Below are 16,339 nucleotides of genomic sequence, written 5' to 3'. Positions count from 1 at the left end.
GTCCATGGGGAACGGTTGTGCGAGGTCAGGCGGGCAGGCGGGCGAGCTGTGCGGTCAGGGTGGTGGCAGGGGGGTAGGTGGCGCCCACGGCGGTGACGTGCTTCCAGTGCAGGCGGCCGGTGCCGGTGAGGATGAACACCGCCCGGCGCAGTCCGATCACGGGGGCGGTGATTCCGAAGGCCTTCGCCACGGTGCGCCCGTGGTCGGACAGCAGGGGCATGCGCAGGTTCCGGTCGCGGGCGAACCGTTCGTGGCTGTCGAGCCCTTGCGGGCTGATGCCCCACACCGTGGCCCCGGCGGCCTGGAGGTCGGCCAGGCCGTCGGAGTAGGAGCACAGCTGTGCGGTGCAGACCGGGGTGTCGTCGCCGGGGTAGAACGCGAGGACGAGGGGCTTGCCGCGTTGTTCGCGCAGGGTGTAGTCGCGGCGGTGGAAGGTTTCGCCGTCCAGGTGCCCGCCGGGCAGCTGGAAGTCGCCGACGGTGTCCCCGATCTTGGGGGCGTGGGCCATGTGGTACCTCGATTCGTTGCTCGGTGCGGGCGCCCGCGGACGGCGGCGGTCGGGAGGATCAGGCGGGAAGGGTCATCAGGAGTAGCGGGTCGGTGGTGGGCTGGGGGGAACCTCCCGCGGGTTCGAGGGTGAGGCCGACGGCGCCGGCGTCGGCGGGGTTTCCGGTGAGGATGACGGTGCCGTCGTGGCCGATGAGTCCGGCGGGGCGCATGGTGCCGTCGTGGTCGAGCCACAGCTGGTACGTCTTGCCCGCCCCGGGTGTGGGGAGGTTGGCGGCGGTGAAGACCGCCTTGTTCTGCCGGTCGGAGGAGACCACCGTGGTCAGCGCGCCGTTGGCGGCCCGCCCGTGGACGGTGCGCGCATCGGGTGCGGCCAGAACCGTGCTGATCGTGTCGAGTTGCTGCTGGGCCTGGCGGGCCTGGGCCTTGAGGTCCTGACCGTTCTGCGTCTGCCACACGGCGATGCCTCCGAGTGCGGCGGCAGCCACGCTGGCCGCCAGGGCGAGCGGCACAGCCTTGCGCCGCAGCATGCCACCGCGAGCGGGCTTGGCGGCGTGTGTGGGAACACGCGGCGGAAGCTGGCGGACCCCGTCGATGGCGGCCATGACCTGCGCCTTGATCACGGCGGGTGGCGGCTGTGCGACGGCTGTGGCCAGGCGTGCGGCGGTCGCTTCGAATTCGGCGGCTTCCTGCCGGCAGGCCTCGCAGGCTTGCAGGTGGGCGTGGAAGGCGTTTCGTTCGTCGTCTTCGAGTGCGCCGAGGGTGTAGGCGGCGGCGAGGGTGTGGGCGTCGGTGGCGTGGTGGTTCATGTGGTCACCCCCATGCAGTCGCGGAGCCGGATGAGTCCGTCGCGCATGCGTGTCTTGATGGTGGGAAGCGGTGTGCGCAGGGTTTCGGCGACTTCACGGTAGGTCAGGCCCTGGTAGTAGGCCAGGGTCACCGCTTGGCGCTGGAGTTCGGTCAGGCCGCGCAGGCAGCGGCGGACCTGCTCGGAGTCCAGCCGTGTCTCGACCTGTTCGGCGACCTCGTCGAAGGCGGTGGTGTGCTCGCGGGCGGCCTGGGCGTGCTCGCGGTCGGTGGCGGCCTGGGCGGAGCGGACCCGGTCCACGGCCCGCCGGTGCGCGATCGTCGCCGCCCACGTGGTCACGGAACCGGCATCGGGGCGGTAGCGGGCGGCTTGGCGCCACAGGTCGATCATGACCTCTTGGGCGACCTCCTCGGACTGGGCGCGGTCGCGCACGACCTTGACGACGATCCCGAAGACCATCGGGGCGAGGGCGTCGTAGAGGAGGGAGAAGGCCTGTTTGTCGCCGTGGGCGACCTTCTGCATGGTCTCGGTGAGGTCGCGGCGGACAGGGTCGGAGGGACGGCCGGTGTCGAAGGGGATCGGTTGGTTCACCTGCGGGGCTCCGGCCGTGGAGAGAAGGCGAAGCGGCGGCCTGGGGCGGCCGTCGGGGGGCGGGGCATCCATCGCATGCCGGTCCTTGTGTCGTCGCTGGTGCGGGACCGGACCGCCCCCAGGGAAGCGGTCCGGCCTTGGAAACCTGTGCGTGATTCGCCTGTTCTTCGTAGCCGACAGGCCTGCGGATGGGAGGCCACTTCGTCACCTCCACGCACCAGCCTTGACCCGTTGGAGGGAACCCGGCTCCCTCGGGCAAGCCGGTCGGGCTTCGGCGGCGAAGGCCGGTCGTGAGGGATCCCGAAGGTGTTCACGGGCTTCCTCACCGGCCGCGCGGAACCTCCGCGCGGCCGGACACCCTCACGAGAGGTACATAGACATGGTGCGTGTGCGACGAGGTCTGGCAGTGGCCCTGGCGGCCGGCGCGGTCGTGGTGGCGGGCGCGTCGGTGGCATCCGCCGACGCGGGCGCGCAGGGCCTGGCCGCGGGCTCGCCGGGCGTGCTCTCGGGCAACCTCATCCAGGTACCGATCCACATCCCGGTCAACGCCTGCGGCAACACCGTCAGCGTCATCGGGCTGCTGAACCCGTCCTTCGGCAACACCTGCGTCAACGCCTGACCGTCCACCGCGGGCACAGCTCCGGTCCGGCGCCGCCAAGACGGGGAGGCGCCGGTCGGTGACCCGCCCCGGCGCGGGCGCAGCGCGGCCCTGGGGACGCGCCGCGTGCGAAACCGCTGCCGGGCGGGTCGGCTGCGGGTGGCTGTCGGCACAGCCACCCGTAGTACCTCTTCCCTTACTGGGCCTGCCATGTGAGAATCGCGACGACCTGCTTCCCCCGGTCGGAACGGCTGACGAACAGATCCGCACCCAGAGCACGGACCATCTTCAAGCCGCGGCCGCCCGGCCCGATCCGCCGGGTACCAGCATCAGGGGATCGGGTCTTCATGTCGCCGGAGCCGTCGGTGACGGCGATGCCCGCCCGTCCCGGCTCCAGTCTGATCGTGAGCGCGTAGGGGCCGTGCGCGTGCAGTACGGCGTTGGTGACCAGCTCGGAGACGATGAGGAAAAGGTCCTCGGCCACCGCACGCGGGCAGACAGCCGGCTCCAGGGCCAGCATCCGTGCCACGCTCTGACGGGCGTGCCGGGCAGCCGGCGCACCCGCCGGGAGCGGGAGGTGCATGGTGGACGGGCACCCGCAGGACGCGATCGCGGTGACCATGATCATTCCTCACAATCGGCGACACCCGCACCCGCTCCTGGGCGGGCCGGAAAGCCGGGAGGGAACAGGGGTGGGGTTCCGGTGGTTCCGGAACCCCACGACGACCCTGCAAGGGCTACCACTTGTCGTGGCAGTTCCAGTGGCCGGGAACCCAGTGCTGCTTCCAGTAACCCTTGCCCCACCATCCGTCGTGCCACTTACCGTGGTGGTCCTGGTAGCCGTGGTGCCAGGTGCCCTGGTGCCACTTCCATTTCCAGTGGCCCTTAACCCAGTTACACCGCTCATTGCGGTCCCACCGGTCGTGCCGGTGGTCCCGGTCACCGGTGACCGCCAACGTCACCGCGGACGGCGCTGGTGCGGCGTTAGCCGTTGCGGCCACGCTCAGCACGGACGCGCCGGCCAGCAGACCGGCCGACGCGGCCCCTGCCACCAGCCTGCGCACGTTCACGGATACGGTCATCGCACTCACCTCCCTTGAATCCAGTCGATCGCGGAATCGGTGTGCTGCAGGCCCCTTCAGGAGCCTCACGCGAAGGATTCGGGACGAACCGGACCAAGGATTGTGTCTACGGCGCAAACAGCGAAAGTCGCCCGGTCGGGTGACATCAGGCAGCCCACCCCATCCCCCTCCCGCCGTGGTGTCGAACCACCCCCGTACACCCGTCCCGGATGGGGGTCCGCGGGCTTCCGCAGGGCCGCCGGGCGGTTTCGACCGCCGCGATCGGAAGGCGCCCCCCCGTGATGTGGAAGTTCCATCGGGCAGGCCCGTTGGCCGTGCTCCTGCTGTGGCTGGCCCTGGCCGTAGCCGCCGGCCCGTACACCATGCGTCTGGGCGAGGTGGCCCCCTCCAGCCAGGCGGTCCAGCTGCCGGCCGGCGCCGAGTCCGCCCGGGTCGCCCGCCTGCTCAACCCGACCGCGCAGGACGACCTGCTGCCCCTCGCGGTGATCTGGACCCCTCGCAAGGGCGGCGAGAAGATCACCGCCGCCCAGCAGCAGGCGGTCCGTCAGATCACCACCCGCCTGGCCGGCTCCACCGCCGTCCCGGTCCTGGCTGCGGACGGCCGGGCACTGACGGCCGTGATCGCCGCCAGACCGTCCGAACTGGCCGCGCAGCTGAATGCCATCCGGCAGGCGGCCACCACCGTCGACGGAACACACGTAGATCTGGCGGGGCCGGCCGCCGCGCAGGCCGACCTCGACGGCGCGTTCGCGAAGACCGACAGCATGCTGCTGGCCGTCACCCTCGCCGGCGTCCTGCTGATCCTGCTCGCCGTCTACCGCAGCCTGGTGATGCCGCTGCTGGTGATCGCCGGCTCCCTGGTGGCGCTGGCCGCAGCCTGCGCGGTCCTGTATGCGCTGGCCCGGCCGGGCTGGCTGGCGATCGACGGCCAAACCCAGGGCATCGTGTTCGTCCTCGTGATCGGCGCGAGCACCGACTACGCCCTCCTGCTGGCCGCCCGCCACCGCGAAGAACTCGCCCAACACCCCGACGCCGCGCAGGCGATGAAAGCCGCATGCCGCGCCACCGCACCCCCGGTCCTGGCCAGCGCAGCAACCATCGCCTGCGCCATGATGACCCTCACCTTCAGCGACCTGCCCGCCGAGCAAGCGCTGGGACCGGCCGTGGCGATCGCCATGGCCTGCTGCGCCGCAGTGTCCCTGACCTTCCTCCCCGCCCTCCTCCTTGTGTGCGGACGCCGAGCCTTGCGTCCCGCCACCGCGTCGCAGACGGGAGAAGACGGTCGGCGGACGAAAGCGGGCCGTGCCATCGAGTGCCGGCCCCGCCGGGTGTGGGCGGGCTGCCTGGTGCTGCTCGCCGCGGGAGCGGCCTGCGCCCCGTTCCTCGCGCAGAGCGGCGTTCCCCTGCACCAGGCCCTGCCGGCCGGTTCACCCTCCGCTACCGGGCAGCACGTCCTCGCACGCCACTTCCCCGCCGGAACCGCCAGCCCCCTGATCATCATCGCGCCCGCCACCCGCATGACCGAGGTACGAGAGAAGGCTGCCGCGACGCCCGGCGTTGCGGCCACCGACGTCCACCCCGGACCTGAGAGGACGGCACAGGTGATGGCGACGCTGGCAGACGCCCCGGACAGCGCCCAAGCCCGTGCCACGGTGGTCCGGCTGCGCGGTTCGCTGGCCGGAACCGGGGCGCTGGTCGGCGGGCAGAGCGCGCAGCTCACCGACCTCCACGAGACATCTGTCGGCGGCCACAGGCTGATCATGCCTCTGGTGCTGGCCGTCGTCCTGGTCGTCCTGATCGTTCTGCTGCGCTGCCTGCTGCTGCCCCTGCTTCTGGTCGCGGCGGCATGGGTCAGCCTGTTCACCGCGTTCGGGGCCGCCGCGCTCGTTCTCCAGCTGGTCGTCGGCAGTGCTGCCACCGAGCCGGCCGTGGTGCTGTTCTCCTTCGTCTTCCTCGTCGCCCTTGGCGTGGACTACAACATCTTCCTCGTCCACCGTATCCGCGCCGAAGCGCTCCACCACGGCACCACCGCCGGGGTGCACCGGGCACTGGCAACCACCAGCGGCGTCATCAGCGCCGCCGGACTCATCCTGGCCGCCACGTTCGCCGCTCTGATCGTGATGCCCCTGCTCTACCTCGCACAGATCGGCTGCATTGTCGCCATCGGCGTGCTGATCGACACCCTCCTGGTTCGCCTCTTCCTCGTCCCCGCCCTGATCCTCGACCTCGGACCCCGCACCTGGTGGCCCACCCGCCTGCCCGCGGACCTCTCCCGCCCCCGGATCGGCCCGCCCCCGCACATGGGCGAACCCGGGCTCACCACCGCCTCGACACCGGTGCCGTGACGGCAACACCCGTGCTCTGTTCACTCTTTCGGAGGTCGGACCAATCCTCCGGTAGGGGGCTGCCGAATGCCGGTTGTGAGCAGCTTCCGAACAATCCTCTCCCGCGCCGCACGGGGTGCACTGGCCGGCCTTCTGGCGGCGTTCACGGCGCTGGCCGTGGCCGAGCTGGTCGCCGGCCTGGTGCGGCCTGCGGCCGGCCCGGTGACGGTTGTGGGTGGTGCGGTGATCGACCGGACACCCGCCGCGGTGAAGGACTTCGCGATCCGCACCTTCGGGGAGAACGACAAGACCGTCCTGCAGCTCGGAATCCTCGCCATCCTCGCCCTCATCGCCGTCGGCCTCGGCATCCTCGCCCTGTCCCACCGGCGGGTCGGCGCCACCGGCGTGCTGCTGTTCGGAATCGTCGGCTCAGCCGCGGCCCTCAGCCGCCCCGACTCCACCGGCATCGGCGACGTACTGCCCTCGATCGCCGGAGCCCTTGCAGGGGCCCTCGTCCTCTATGTCCTTGCGTCGAAAGCCGTGCCCGCCACGGTCCCTGCCCTCGCGGACGGACAGGAAGCCACTGAAGGCTGGAACAGGCGCGGTTTCCTCGCCGCGGCCGGCGTGACCGCGGTGGCGGCGGTATCTGCCGGGGCCCTGGGCCGGTTCTTCACCGGCCGCCAGGGCCAAGGTGCAGTCGCCTCCCGCAACAGCCTGGTCCTGCCCGCTCCTGCCTCTCCGGCACCCGCGATCCCGGCCGGTGTCCAGCTCAAGGTCGCCGACATCAGCCCCTTCACCACCCCCAACGCCGACTTCTACCGCGTCGACACCGCCCTGACCGTCCCCAAGGTCGACGCGGGCACCTGGCGGCTGCGCATCCACGGCAAAGGGGTGAGCAGGCCGCGCACCTACACCCTCGACCAGCTCCTGGCACGCCCCCTGATCGAACGCGACATCACCTTGACCTGTGTCTCCAACGAGGTCGGTGGCCCCTATATCGGAACCGCCCGCTGGCTCGGCGTGCCGCTGGCCGGCCTCCTGAAGGAGGCCGGGGTGCGGCCACCGTCCCAGGGAGGCAAGGCCGATCAGCTGGTGGCGCGTTCGGTGGATGGGATGACGCTCGGATCGCCGGTCGAGGACCTGATGGACGGCCGGGACGCGATGCTCGCCGTCGGCATGAACAGCGAGCCCCTGCCCTTCGATCACGGCTTCCCGGTGCGCATGCTCGTACCCGGCCTGTACGGGTACGTGTCGGCCTGCAAATGGATCACCGACATCGAGCTCACCACCTTCGACGCCTACGACCCCTACTGGGTCAAGCGCAAGTGGGCGCGGAAGGCACCGATCAAGACCCAGGCCAGGATCGACACCCCCAAGCCGTTTGCCCGCCCCGCCGCCGGCACCGTCACCATCGCAGGTGTCGCCTGGGCCCAGCACCGCGGCATCACCCGCGTCGAAGTCCGCATCGACGACGGACCCTGGCAGGACGCCGACCTCGCCCAGCAGGCAGGCATCGATACCTGGCGTCAGTGGTCCTACCCCTGGAAAGCCGCCCCCGGCGGCCACACGATCACCGTCCGCGCCACCGACGGCACTGGCCAGGTACAGACCGAACAGCGCGCCCGGACCATCCCCGACGGAGCGAGCGGCTGGCACAGCGTCTTCGTCACCGTCCCCTAGACCACCGGACGAGCCCCCAGGGCGACTCCGGCCGCACAACCAACTTCCTGCAATCCCTTACAGAAAAGCCCCCGAGGAGCAATCGATCATGAACAGCATGAAGATCCGCCGTACCGCGATCGCAGTCGCCGCAGCCGCCCTGCTGCCCTTCTCCCTGGCCGCCTGCTCCGACTCCGGCAGCGACACCAAGGCCGCACCCACCGCCGCCGCCGGTGACCAGGCCAAGACCGGCGAGAGCACCCCCACGGGCGACTCGATGACCGGCGACCAGCCGTTCGGAGCGGCCTGTGCCGGCGTGCCGAAGGAGGGCGCGGGCTCGTTCGACGGCATGGCCAAGGACCCGGTCGCCACCGCCGCCTCGAACAACCCGGCCCTGTCCACCCTGGTCGCCGCCGTCAAGCAGGCCGGCCTTGTCGACACCCTGAACAACGCCAAGGACATCACCGTCTTCGCCCCGACCAACGACGCCTTCGCGAAGATCCCGAAGGCCGACCTCGACAAGGTCCTCGCCGACAAGGCCACCCTGACGAAGATCCTCACCTACCACGTCGTGGGCCAGAAGCTCACGCCCAAGCAGCTGGAGAACGGCTCCTTCGAGACCCTGGAGAAGGGCATGGTCACCACGAAGGGCTCCGGCGAGGCGTACAAGGTCAACGACACGTCCAACGTGGTGTGCGGCAACGTCAAGACCGCCAACGCCAACGTCTACATCGTCGACACCGTCCTGATGCCCAAGTAACCCGCACCAGGAACGTCGTCCCGCAACGGCCGGTGGCCCCGCGTCCTTCCCGAAGGACGCGGGGCCACCGACGTACCGGCCCGTGTGCGTGGATGGCCGGCGGGCCCCGCCCAGCGCCGTGGTCCCCCGTCGGGACCGGTGGCGCGGGGCCGGGCGTCAGGGTGCGTGCTACTTCTGGTTGATGGGCAGGGCCAGGTCGGTGACCTGGTACTTCGTCGGGAAGGCGCCCTTGCTCGTGGCCTTCCCGGTCAGTACGTCGACTGCGTAGAGGCGGTAGGAGCCGCCGGTGCCGATGGCGGCGAAGCCGTGGTTCGTGCCGGCCATCGCGTTGTAGTAGATGTCGAAGCCGGCATCGAGAGCGGCATCCACACCGAGGTTGCCGGTGGGGGCCAGGGTGCCGGCGTTGGCCGGGGACTGCAGCGAGATCCGGTCGGCCATCGTGTCCAGGTCGAACAGGGTCGTCGCGGTCGCGGCGTTCAGATCGTTGTTGGTGTACGCGGCGCCCGTGACGCCCATCGCGGTCGACGGCGGGGTGGTGGGGTTGGTGAGGGTGCCATCCACGGTGGTCGTCAGCGGCGCTGCCGCATCGTCGATGTTGTGGCGCAGGTTCTGGCCGGTGTTGGAGATGACGCGGAGCCGGTTGGCGGCGGGGTTGAAGTCCACACCGAACGCGGTCCCGGCCAGCGCGACGGTCAGCTGGGACACCTTCATCGCCTTGGCGTTGGCGGTGTTCAGGGTGTAGATGCCGCCCTGGTCGCCGACGCCGTAGAGCTTCTCGTTCTGGACGCGGAAGTCGATGCCGACCAGCTTGCTGTCGCCGGACAGGCCCGAGACCTTCCCCAGCGACCAGGTCTTGGACGGCTTGTTCACGTCGAACTCGACCAGACGCTGATCGCTGGTGAGTCCGATCGCGTGCAAGGCCTTGTGATCGTGGGCGGGCAGGGTCTGCGACCGGGTGTCGGACGCCGCCAGAGCAGGCGCAGCGCACAGCGCGGCGAGTACGGCGGCGGACACAGCGGTCATGGTGCGGTTTCGCATGAGTTCTCCCGGTATTCGATGCCTCGACCACAGTGGCCGACGGCTTTTGGGGGATTCGCCACCGCCACCGCGGCGGACGGGGCTCCGGCGCGAAAGCCACCCGCCCGGCCCAGGAACCGACCCCGTCACTGCTCCAGGCGGGTGGCAGTCGGCGTGTCGTCACCCGTTGTGCTGCGGGGCGGGTGGGGGCCTGGGGACGGTGCGGAGATGGAATCGTCTACAGGCTGGCAATCGACGGACTGCGCCGGGCTCGAACTCTGCCGTGCGGGCGAGACGGTGCAGGGGCTGCGCCTGCTGGGCTGGCAAGAGGTACTGCCCCGCTCTCTTGCAGCCGTCCTCGCCCCGGGGACCAGCCGCCCCAAGGCCACGGACCCGGGGTAGAAATCTGCCTGTAGTGACGCACCTCGGCCGATCGGTGAGCCAGGCCTTATCCAGCCGATCAGGACCTGGCCCTCGGCACCCGCCAGGCCCTGTGGCACTACCACCGCGCCCGGGCCCCTTGGGCATCTCCGTCCTGGTCGTTCTCGTCGGGCTCGGACTCACCTTGCGGGCCGCCATCTTGTGATTGCGGGCCCGCTCGGAGGCGCGTGACGACGAGGGCGATGTCTTAGCGGGCGCCGTGGCTGACCCCCAGCCCGTCCAGCAGGGCGTCCGCGTCTGCGGGCTCAGCACCGAGCCTGAATCGGCAAGGGCATCGGTCAGCCGTGTCAGGCCGGCGTCGATGTCTTCGCCGTGACGCTCGATGAGGCCGTCGGTGCACAAGACGAGGGTGTCGCCCGGGCGGTACTGGATGCCGGCCTGAGGGCGGGGGACGTGCTCGGGCCGTGCGCCCAGCGGCGGGTCGGAGGCCTGGTCGAGGGTTTCGACGGTGCGGTCGGGGCGGAGCAGGACCGGTGGTGGATGGCCGGCGCTGGCGTAGACGATCAGGTGGGAGCGGGGATCGACCAGGGCGGTCACCGCGGTCGCGGCCAAGGCTCCCCCTGCTGCGCGCGCGTACAGGCCGAGGACTTCGAATGCCTGCGTGCCGGCAGTGCCCGGCAACTGCGGCAGGCGGGTGACCCACGGGTCGACACCACGTCCACGCCGTACGTCTCCGGTGTCACGTCGCAGCCAGGGCGGTTGAGGGATGTGGCCACGAGAAGAGCGAGTGGCCGCAGCCGCGCGACGGGCCCGCCGCTGCTCCGCGGCGGTCCGTGGCGGCGGGGCTGCTCCTGCGGACGGCTGTGCCGCGACCGGTGTTGACCGGCCCGCCGGGCTCTTGTCAGCGGGCTCGATGCGGCCTGGGTCGTTGTACCTGAAGACGGATCCGAGTGCGGAGCCGGCGGGGCTCGAGAAGCGGGGCGATCTGTGTCAGGACAGTGTCTGACACCGTGGTCAGGACGTCGTCGGGGTGTGCTGTTGCGTTCACGGTGAGGGTGATGCCCAGGCGCATCATGTGCCGGCGGCCCGTAAGGCGGCAGCGGACGCGCACGACCCCCGGTATGGCGGCGCAGCCGGCTTGGACGGCGTGGCGGACGGCCCGGCTGTCCAGCCCGCAGTGGGGGGCGGGAAGGGCCAGGCGGCGTGGGGCCGGGCGCGGTATCTGCACCGTGACCAGGAACAGCGACGCGGCGAAACCGACAGCGCCTGCCACGGATAGCAGGCGATGATCCGCTTGCTGCAGGTGCCGGAGGACGGCCATGAGGACGTTCTCCTCGCCCCACCGGGTAACGGACGCGGCTGCGGCGATGAGGGCGAGCCCGGTCAGAGCGAGGGCCGTCCGGTTGGGCACGGTGCGGCTACGCATTCTCGTCCTCCTGGGTCGCTCGCCGGGCGGAGGAGGCGTGCGGGTCCCGCACAGGGCGCAGGACGAGCCGCACTTTCGGTGTGCGGTGGAGTGCCATGTTCTGGAGGGTGCGCTCGATTGCGGCGGTGGTCGTGTGGCCGATGTCGGGGGGTGCGCCGTAGGCCGTTTCGGCGCGCACGGTGACCGTGCGGCGGGTGAAGCGGAGCGCGCGGACCCTCAGACCGGGCACCTCGGTGACGGCTGCCCGGACCAGGCGTGAGGCGTGCCGGCGGCTGATGACCGCCCGGACCGCCTGAGGACAGCTCAGGGGAATCAGACGGCGGTGACCGGGCGCCAGTGCCAGGAGGATCAGCCATGCCCCGGCAGCAGCGGCCGCCCAGGCAGCCGGGCGCAGCAGGGAACGGCCTCCGGACGCCGTCACCCACCGGCGTACCCGTTCCCAGGGCGGCGCGGCAGTGCCGGGCAGGTGCTGGTGCAGGACGGTCCACAGTGCCAGCGCGGACAGGACGGCCACGGCGATGGCCACACCTGTGGTGGCGGTGCGCCGTGAGGACCACGATCTGCGGGCCGTGACCGTCGGCTGCCGTGTGATCTCCGGACGGGAGCTCGGGGTGACCGGGCCGAGTCTGCGGATCCGCAGGTGTGCGGGGCCGAGGGCCAGCCCGGTCAGACAACGGGTGCGGCTGGTCAGGTGGTCGTGGAGCTGGACCATCCGGCCGGTGTCGGCCGGGGCTGATACGGGCAGGTCCACCTCCACGGTCACCTCGACCCGGGTTCCGCGCGTCGTGGCCGCAGACCTCAGGACGTGCCCGCCGGCCGGGAGGACCGCTTCGGAGGCCGCCTGCCGGGCGATCTTGGCCGTCACCCGGTCCGTGACGGTGGTGACGCCCCGCTCGGCTGGGTTCACCACTGCCTGCGCTCGGTGAGCAGCAGGTCGCGCAGGTCTCCGCCGCGCTCGGTGTAGCGGCCGGCCGCGTAGCCCAGCCCACCGAGGGCGGCGACCAGGAGGAAGGCACCGAAGCCTCCGAACCAGCCGGCGAACCCGAGCGCCATCCCCACCAGCAGCCCCAGGACATCCCTGCTCATGGCTGTTGCCTTTCTTTCCTCATCGACGGTACTCAGGAGCCCACGCGGTGTGGGCGGCTCATGCCACCCGTGTCTCGGTCGCGTCGTCCTCGTCGTCACCGGGCAGGTGGACGTCGGTGACGGCGATGTTGACCTCGACGACCTCCAGGCCGGTGATCCGTTCCACCGCGGCGATCACGTTCTCGCGGACGTCGCGGGCGACGTCAGGGACCGGGACGCCGTACTCCACGACCAGTTCCACGTCGATGGCGGCCTGGCGCTCGCCCACCTCGACCTTCACCCCGCGCCCGACGTTCGGGCGCCCGCCCGGCACCCGGTCGCGGACCGCGCCGAGCGTGCGGGACAGACCGCCGCCCATGTCGTGGACGCCGGGGATCTCCCGCGCGGCCCGCCCCGCGATCTTGACGACGACCGTGTCCGCGATCGACGTACGGCCGCGCGTTCCGCCGGGCTCGTCGACCTGCGTGCGGCCGGCCCCGGGCACCGAGCTGTCTGCGTGGTGCTGGCGGACCGGGGTCTTCTCCTGCGTTGCCGTCATGACTGCTCCCTCAACGGGTCGGTGTGTGGTTGCACTGCTTTGACACCGCGAGTGCGCCATCCGTTACGGACCTCTTGCCGTGAACGGGTGAACAAAAGTGCGGATCCGGGTGGCGTAACGAACGCCGGGCAGGTGGTGTCAAAGCAGTGGAGGCTGGAAGGAGCCCGCGTTGAACGCTCGGTGGGGCCCGGACGAAGATGAGGAAACGGCCGAGGCCGGCGACCGGCTCTTGGCCGTGCGGGCCGCAGAAGGAGATGAGGAGGCGTTCGAGGTGCTGGTCCACCGACACTCGCCGGCCATGATGCAGCTCGCCGAACGCCTGATGGGCAGCCGGGCCGAAGCCGAGGACGCCGTCCAGGACGCCTTTGTCAGTGCGTGGCGGAGCTTGCCCGAGTACCGCGGCGATGCCGGTTTCGGCACGTGGCTCCACCGCATCGTCACCAACCGGTGCCTGAACCTGCTAAGGGCCCGCAGACCCGCAGCCGACCTGGACGCGGTCGCCGAACCGCCCGCACCCGAGCACCAGTCGTCACCCGTCCGCGCCGCGGAGTCCCACGCCGCCGTTCGCGACCTCGCCCGGGCCATGGGCGGCTTGTCCGCCGAGCAGAAGGTCTGCTGGGTCCTGCGGGAAGTCGAAGGACAGCCGTACGAGACGATCGCCCAGGCGGTGGGCATCCGGCCCGAAGCGGTTCGCGCACGCGTGTTCCGGGCCCGGCGCATGCTGACGGAGGCGATGGCCGCATGGCGATGAACACCCCCCACTCCCACGAGAACCCTGACGACGAAGACTTCGGGATCCTCGCCTGCGGCAGGGATCTGGCCGGAGTCTGGGACGACGCCGACCGGCCGGGCACCGACCCGCACACCGCCGGCTGCACCTATTGCCGGCAGGCTGTCGCGGACCTGGAACACCTGCGCACCGCCGTGCTCCCGCCGACCACGCCACCCGCCGACATCGACACCGCCGCAGTGGTGCGGCGCGTCATGGACGCGGTCCGCCTGGAGCTGCGCCCGGGCCGCAACCTGCCGCTCGGTGAGGTCGGCGAGGACAGCTGGATCTACGAGTCCGTTGCCGCCCGCGTCCTGCGCACCGCCGCTGAAGAGGTGCCCGGCGTACTGGCCGGAAGCTGCCGTATCACCCCGCCCGGTAGCCGTACCCAACCTGAACGCGGCCCCTCCAGCGTCCACCTCGGCATCACCGTCGCCTACGGGCGCGACCTCCCGGACACCACTCGCGCGGTGCGTGAAAACCTGATCCGTGCAGCCCGGCAGCACCTCGGCCTGACGCTCGGCGACGTGGATGTCAGCGTCACCGACCTCCACGACCCACCCACCCAGCCGCGAGAGGCCAGGCCGTGAACAGCGACCGTTCCCAAGCCCTGACCCAGCAGGTGACCTACGCCGTCCTTGCCGTCCCGGGCGTCGCGTGCCTGCGCCCCGGCCTGCGCTCCCTGCTACAGGCGACCGGCTCACGGCAGCAGGCCGCTGCCGACCAGCCCGACCCGGGCGGCGCGGTGCGCATCACCTACGGACCCCGTGGCCGGGTGGCCGCCCTGCGCATCGAGATCGTTGTCCGTGCGCGGCACCAGGCCGCCTCGACCGCCGCCGCCGTGCGGGCGGCGGCGGTCGAGGCGGCGGCCACGACACCCGGGGCAGTGCGGGTGACGGTCACCGGCATCGTGTGACCACCCGCCCCACCCGCCCGGCGCCGTCAGAGCGGCGGTGGACAGGTGATGATCACCCACAGGGCGAGCGACCACACGCAGGCCGCGGCGCCCAGCCGCCGGAGGCGCCGGATGCGCTCCGGTGACACGGGGTCGGCACCCGGCTTGCCCGCGGCGGCGCGCACCGCCCTGCCCGTCCACGACGTGTTCGGGCACGATGGCCCGGGCGGGATGCCCTGCGGCACAGCGGGCACCGCCGCGGCCGGGCGAAAGAGCGGACGCTGAACGTCCGCTGTCCGACGCCGGTCACGGTCCGCGGCCCCCGACCGGGCCACCTCTGCGTAGGAGGCAAGGCCCGCCAGGAACCGCCGGTACGCCTCCTTGCGACTGCCCCGGGGTGCCGAACGGCCGTGCTCCCAGGAGCGCACCGTCGCGGGTGTCACCCCGAACGCCGTCGCCACCTGCCGGGTCGACAAGCCCCACCGCTCTCGCAGCCGGCGCCGCTCATCCGGCTCGGGCAGCTCGCCGGGCCGGCTCCGCGACCGCCGAGCTGAGGGGAAAGCGTCGGCCTGACGTGGGATCATCTGCTGATGCGCTGTTGTCATACCGGTGTGACAATCCCTACGCACGGGCCGTGACGCGAAGTTATGGACGTTCACCCGTACGTCGGCGGTGCAGGGCCGGCAGGAGCGGGCGCCGCCCCATGAGCCGCGTCGCGCACGGGGAAGATTCGAGGGCGCGGCAGCGAGACGACGGACCCCCGGTTGGCCCGTACCCGCTCAACGCGGGCGCGGGCCAACCGGGTCCGGTACGGGTCACCGTGCCTTACCGCACGCACGGTGGCGGCGGACCGGCTTCTTGGCCGGGCTCAATGCCAAGAACAACGCCAGGAGGAGCGGGGCGGCCGTCATCACACTGAAGATCATCGGCCGGTCGCCCTCCAGGCACCCGGTGTCTTGCGGCGGTCCAGGTCGCACTCCATCGCCAGGAGCCGGCCAACTGCCCTTGAGGTGGCCGTATGGGACACGGTGCGGCCTCTACCGCACCAACCGGCGACCGCAGCGAGCAACCCGGAGTCGCAGAACGAGACGGCTCGGGTGTCGAGATCCAGATGCCGGTATCCGTAGGCCGCCGCAGCAGCCAGCACGACCCTCAGGGGTGCGGCGGTGAAGTGGTCCACCTCGCCTGCGAGTCGTACCCTCAGGACGTCTCCGTGGGAGGTACAGCTGAGGTCCATGCCGGATGCGCCCGCGTCCTCCACGTCCGCTGCGACAACCGGCGAGGCCACTATCGGGGAACTGATCACGATGCTCACGGAGTGACAACACCCCCGATCATGGGTCGGGAAACGGCGCCACCACGCGCTTCACTCGGCCGATGACCGGGGGATACGCGCCAGAGGGATCTCCGTCCCCACTGCGTCACACATCCCGTTGTCAGGTGTCCGCCCCCGCAACACGTGCAGAAAGACAGGGCGAGGGTGAGCGCCGCCGAAGGGCCTCGGGGCGCACTTGCGGGAGGAACGCCATGGACCGGATCCCGGACGGCGCCGGGCGGAACCTCCGGCCGCCAGCTCCGTCACCGCAACCTGCCGCGAAGCGGTTCAGGTAGCCACCGCGCGAGGCCTGGCCAGCGACAGCTGCGGCGCACGAAGGCCGAGGGCGGTTCCCATCCCGTGTTGCTCTTGTTGCTTACGCACTGGTGGCGCAGGCAATCACCTGCTGGTCCTCCAGATCCAGGTTCCGGGGTCACAACCGGCTCCTGAGGAACCTGTCGGATGCGGGTGCCAGCTCCGGTTCTGTCGCTCGAGGCCCTCCGGGCGGTAGGCGTCGACACGGGAGCCGAGGCACACCAGGCTGATCCGCTCGCCCCGCTCGCCCGGCTCCGGGCCCTCCGCG

General features: G+C 71.2%; 19 protein-coding genes and 1 pseudogene. 8 read left to right on the top strand and 12 right to left on the bottom strand.

Annotated elements, in window-relative coordinates; translation table 11 throughout:
* Positions 1-25: 25 nt before the first annotated feature.
* From DEJ50_RS07910 to sigK, 3 genes are read right to left on the bottom strand one after another with little or no spacing between them, the layout of a single operon-like run.
* On the bottom strand, positions 26-508 hold the full coding sequence (locus tag DEJ50_RS07910; RefSeq protein ID WP_150206867.1) for a peroxiredoxin: 483 nt from the start codon (positions 506-508) through the stop codon (positions 26-28).
* 58 nt (positions 509-566) lie between these two features.
* A complete protein-coding gene (locus DEJ50_RS07905) occupies positions 567-1,316 on the bottom strand; it encodes an anti-sigma factor domain-containing protein (protein ID WP_150206866.1) in 750 nt (249 codons plus the stop codon).
* Entirely contained in the window at positions 1,313-1,906 is a 594-nt protein-coding gene (gene sigK / locus DEJ50_RS07900; RefSeq protein WP_411757586.1) for an ECF RNA polymerase sigma factor SigK, read from the bottom strand. Before sigK ends, DEJ50_RS07905 begins: the two co-directional genes overlap by 4 nt.
* 379 nt (positions 1,907-2,285) lie before the next feature.
* On the opposite strand from sigK, the gene DEJ50_RS07895 reads away from it, so the two are divergent.
* The gene (locus DEJ50_RS07895) at positions 2,286-2,525 is read left to right on the top strand and encodes a chaplin (RefSeq protein ID WP_190344352.1); all 240 of its coding nucleotides are present in this window, start codon (positions 2,286-2,288) and stop codon (positions 2,523-2,525) included.
* A 175-nt stretch (positions 2,526-2,700) separates the two neighbouring features.
* On the opposite strand, the gene DEJ50_RS07890 is transcribed toward DEJ50_RS07895, so the two are convergent.
* Positions 2,701-3,087 (bottom strand): ATP-binding protein, encoded by a 387-nt coding sequence (locus DEJ50_RS07890; protein ID WP_223838083.1) that lies wholly within the window; start codon positions 3,085-3,087, stop codon positions 2,701-2,703.
* 154 nt (positions 3,088-3,241) lie between these two features.
* Positions 3,242-3,586 (bottom strand): hypothetical protein, encoded by a 345-nt coding sequence (locus tag DEJ50_RS07885; protein ID WP_150206863.1) that lies wholly within the window; start codon positions 3,584-3,586, stop codon positions 3,242-3,244.
* 281 nt (positions 3,587-3,867) lie between these two features.
* Here DEJ50_RS07885 and DEJ50_RS07880 point away from each other — a divergent pair, with 281 nt between their 5' ends.
* The 3 genes from DEJ50_RS07880 (at position 3,868) to DEJ50_RS07870 (ending at position 8,329) form a co-directional block, all read left to right on the top strand.
* Positions 3,868-5,931, top strand: coding sequence for an MMPL family transporter (locus tag DEJ50_RS07880; protein ID WP_150206862.1), 2,064 nt, complete (start codon positions 3,868-3,870; stop codon positions 5,929-5,931).
* 66 nt (positions 5,932-5,997) lie between these two features.
* A complete protein-coding gene (locus tag DEJ50_RS07875) occupies positions 5,998-7,590 on the top strand; it encodes a molybdopterin-dependent oxidoreductase (protein WP_150206861.1) in 1,593 nt (530 codons plus the stop codon).
* An 88-nt stretch (positions 7,591-7,678) separates the two neighbouring features.
* Positions 7,679-8,329: a fasciclin domain-containing protein gene (locus DEJ50_RS07870; protein WP_150206860.1), complete on the top strand. Its 651-nt coding sequence runs from the start codon at positions 7,679-7,681 to the stop codon at positions 8,327-8,329.
* A gap of 168 nt (positions 8,330-8,497) precedes the next feature.
* Here DEJ50_RS07870 and DEJ50_RS07865 read toward each other — a convergent pair whose 3' ends face one another.
* Positions 8,498-9,367, bottom strand: a complete 870-nt coding sequence (locus tag DEJ50_RS07865) for a DUF4394 domain-containing protein (protein WP_150206859.1) — start codon at positions 9,365-9,367, stop codon at positions 8,498-8,500.
* Between the two features lie 207 nt (positions 9,368-9,574).
* On the opposite strand from DEJ50_RS07865, the gene DEJ50_RS33835 reads away from it, so the two are divergent.
* Complete coding sequence (locus tag DEJ50_RS33835) at positions 9,575-9,748, top strand: hypothetical protein (protein ID WP_190344348.1); 174 nt, start codon at positions 9,575-9,577, stop codon at positions 9,746-9,748.
* 226 nt (positions 9,749-9,974) lie between these two features.
* Here the strand turns inward: DEJ50_RS33835 and DEJ50_RS34555 are convergent.
* From DEJ50_RS34555 to DEJ50_RS07845, 4 genes and pseudogenes are all read right to left on the bottom strand, one after another.
* Positions 9,975-10,387: pseudogene (locus DEJ50_RS34555) on the bottom strand (PP2C family protein-serine/threonine phosphatase); the annotation flags it as partial.
* Between the two features lie 758 nt (positions 10,388-11,145).
* Positions 11,146-12,063, bottom strand: a complete 918-nt coding sequence (locus DEJ50_RS07855; protein WP_150206858.1) for a DUF6286 domain-containing Asp23/Gls24 family envelope stress response protein — start codon at positions 12,061-12,063, stop codon at positions 11,146-11,148.
* A complete protein-coding gene (locus DEJ50_RS07850; protein WP_150206857.1) occupies positions 12,057-12,239 on the bottom strand; it encodes a hypothetical protein in 183 nt (60 codons plus the stop codon). The genes DEJ50_RS07855 and DEJ50_RS07850 overlap by 7 nt, the downstream gene beginning before the upstream one ends.
* Positions 12,240-12,297: 58 nt before the next feature.
* The gene (locus tag DEJ50_RS07845) at positions 12,298-12,777 is read right to left on the bottom strand and encodes an Asp23/Gls24 family envelope stress response protein (protein WP_150206856.1); all 480 of its coding nucleotides are present in this window, start codon (positions 12,775-12,777) and stop codon (positions 12,298-12,300) included.
* Between the two features lie 169 nt (positions 12,778-12,946).
* Between DEJ50_RS07845 and DEJ50_RS07840 the strand changes: the two genes are divergently transcribed.
* Genes DEJ50_RS07840 through DEJ50_RS07830 form a run of 3 tightly spaced genes read left to right on the top strand, consistent with a single transcriptional unit; the run spans position 12,947 to position 14,462 of the window.
* The gene (locus tag DEJ50_RS07840; RefSeq protein WP_223837663.1) at positions 12,947-13,528 is read left to right on the top strand and encodes an RNA polymerase sigma factor; all 582 of its coding nucleotides are present in this window, start codon (positions 12,947-12,949) and stop codon (positions 13,526-13,528) included.
* A complete protein-coding gene (locus tag DEJ50_RS07835) occupies positions 13,519-14,136 on the top strand; it encodes an Asp23/Gls24 family envelope stress response protein (protein WP_150206855.1) in 618 nt (205 codons plus the stop codon). The genes DEJ50_RS07840 and DEJ50_RS07835 overlap by 10 nt, the downstream gene beginning before the upstream one ends.
* The gene (locus tag DEJ50_RS07830) at positions 14,133-14,462 is read left to right on the top strand and encodes a hypothetical protein (protein ID WP_150206854.1); all 330 of its coding nucleotides are present in this window, start codon (positions 14,133-14,135) and stop codon (positions 14,460-14,462) included. The genes DEJ50_RS07835 and DEJ50_RS07830 overlap by 4 nt, the downstream gene beginning before the upstream one ends.
* Before the next feature lie 26 nt (positions 14,463-14,488).
* Here DEJ50_RS07830 and DEJ50_RS35570 read toward each other — a convergent pair whose 3' ends face one another.
* Positions 14,489-15,025: a helix-turn-helix domain-containing protein gene (locus DEJ50_RS35570; protein WP_150206853.1), complete on the bottom strand. Its 537-nt coding sequence runs from the start codon at positions 15,023-15,025 to the stop codon at positions 14,489-14,491.
* 338 nt (positions 15,026-15,363) lie between these two features.
* Positions 15,364-15,756, bottom strand: coding sequence for an STAS domain-containing protein (locus DEJ50_RS07820; RefSeq protein ID WP_150206852.1), 393 nt, complete (start codon positions 15,754-15,756; stop codon positions 15,364-15,366).
* Positions 15,757-16,339 lie beyond the last annotated feature (583 nt).

It is taken from the genome of Streptomyces venezuelae (assembly GCF_008642295.1).
GTDB classification, from domain to species: Bacteria; Actinomycetota; Actinomycetes; order Streptomycetales; family Streptomycetaceae; genus Streptomyces; species Streptomyces venezuelae_C.
The sequence above is the reverse complement of the archived record's forward strand: the minus strand, read 5'-3'. Positions and strand labels throughout refer to the sequence as shown.

What these genes read in the sequence shown, in the direction of transcription:
- DEJ50_RS07885 (WP_150206863.1), bottom strand. Translation starts at nt 3,586, where the DNA reads ATGACCGTATCCGTGAACGTGCGCAGGCTGGTGGCAGGGGCCGCGTCG.
- DEJ50_RS07910 (WP_150206867.1), bottom strand. Translation starts at nt 508, where the DNA reads ATGGCCCACGCCCCCAAGATCGGGGACACCGTCGGCGACTTCCAGCTG.
- DEJ50_RS07845 (WP_150206856.1), bottom strand. Translation starts at nt 12,777, where the DNA reads ATGACGGCAACGCAGGAGAAGACCCCGGTCCGCCAGCACCACGCAGAC.
- DEJ50_RS07905 (WP_150206866.1), bottom strand. Translation starts at nt 1,316, where the DNA reads ATGAACCACCACGCCACCGACGCCCACACCCTCGCCGCCGCCTACACC.
- DEJ50_RS07865 (WP_150206859.1), bottom strand. Translation starts at nt 9,367, where the DNA reads ATGCGAAACCGCACCATGACCGCTGTGTCCGCCGCCGTACTCGCCGCG.
- DEJ50_RS35570 (WP_150206853.1), bottom strand. Translation starts at nt 15,025, where the DNA reads ATGATCCCACGTCAGGCCGACGCTTTCCCCTCAGCTCGGCGGTCGCGG.
- DEJ50_RS07880 (WP_150206862.1), top strand. Translation starts at nt 3,868, where the DNA reads ATGTGGAAGTTCCATCGGGCAGGCCCGTTGGCCGTGCTCCTGCTGTGG.
- DEJ50_RS07850 (WP_150206857.1), bottom strand. Translation starts at nt 12,239, where the DNA reads ATGAGCAGGGATGTCCTGGGGCTGCTGGTGGGGATGGCGCTCGGGTTC.
- DEJ50_RS07890 (WP_223838083.1), bottom strand. Translation starts at nt 3,087, where the DNA reads ATGCACCTCCCGCTCCCGGCGGGTGCGCCGGCTGCCCGGCACGCCCGT.
- DEJ50_RS33835 (WP_190344348.1), top strand. Translation starts at nt 9,575, where the DNA reads ATGGAATCGTCTACAGGCTGGCAATCGACGGACTGCGCCGGGCTCGAA.
- DEJ50_RS07895 (WP_190344352.1), top strand. Translation starts at nt 2,286, where the DNA reads ATGGTGCGTGTGCGACGAGGTCTGGCAGTGGCCCTGGCGGCCGGCGCG.
- DEJ50_RS07875 (WP_150206861.1), top strand. Translation starts at nt 5,998, where the DNA reads ATGCCGGTTGTGAGCAGCTTCCGAACAATCCTCTCCCGCGCCGCACGG.
- DEJ50_RS07835 (WP_150206855.1), top strand. Translation starts at nt 13,519, where the DNA reads ATGGCGATGAACACCCCCCACTCCCACGAGAACCCTGACGACGAAGAC.
- DEJ50_RS07870 (WP_150206860.1), top strand. Translation starts at nt 7,679, where the DNA reads ATGAACAGCATGAAGATCCGCCGTACCGCGATCGCAGTCGCCGCAGCC.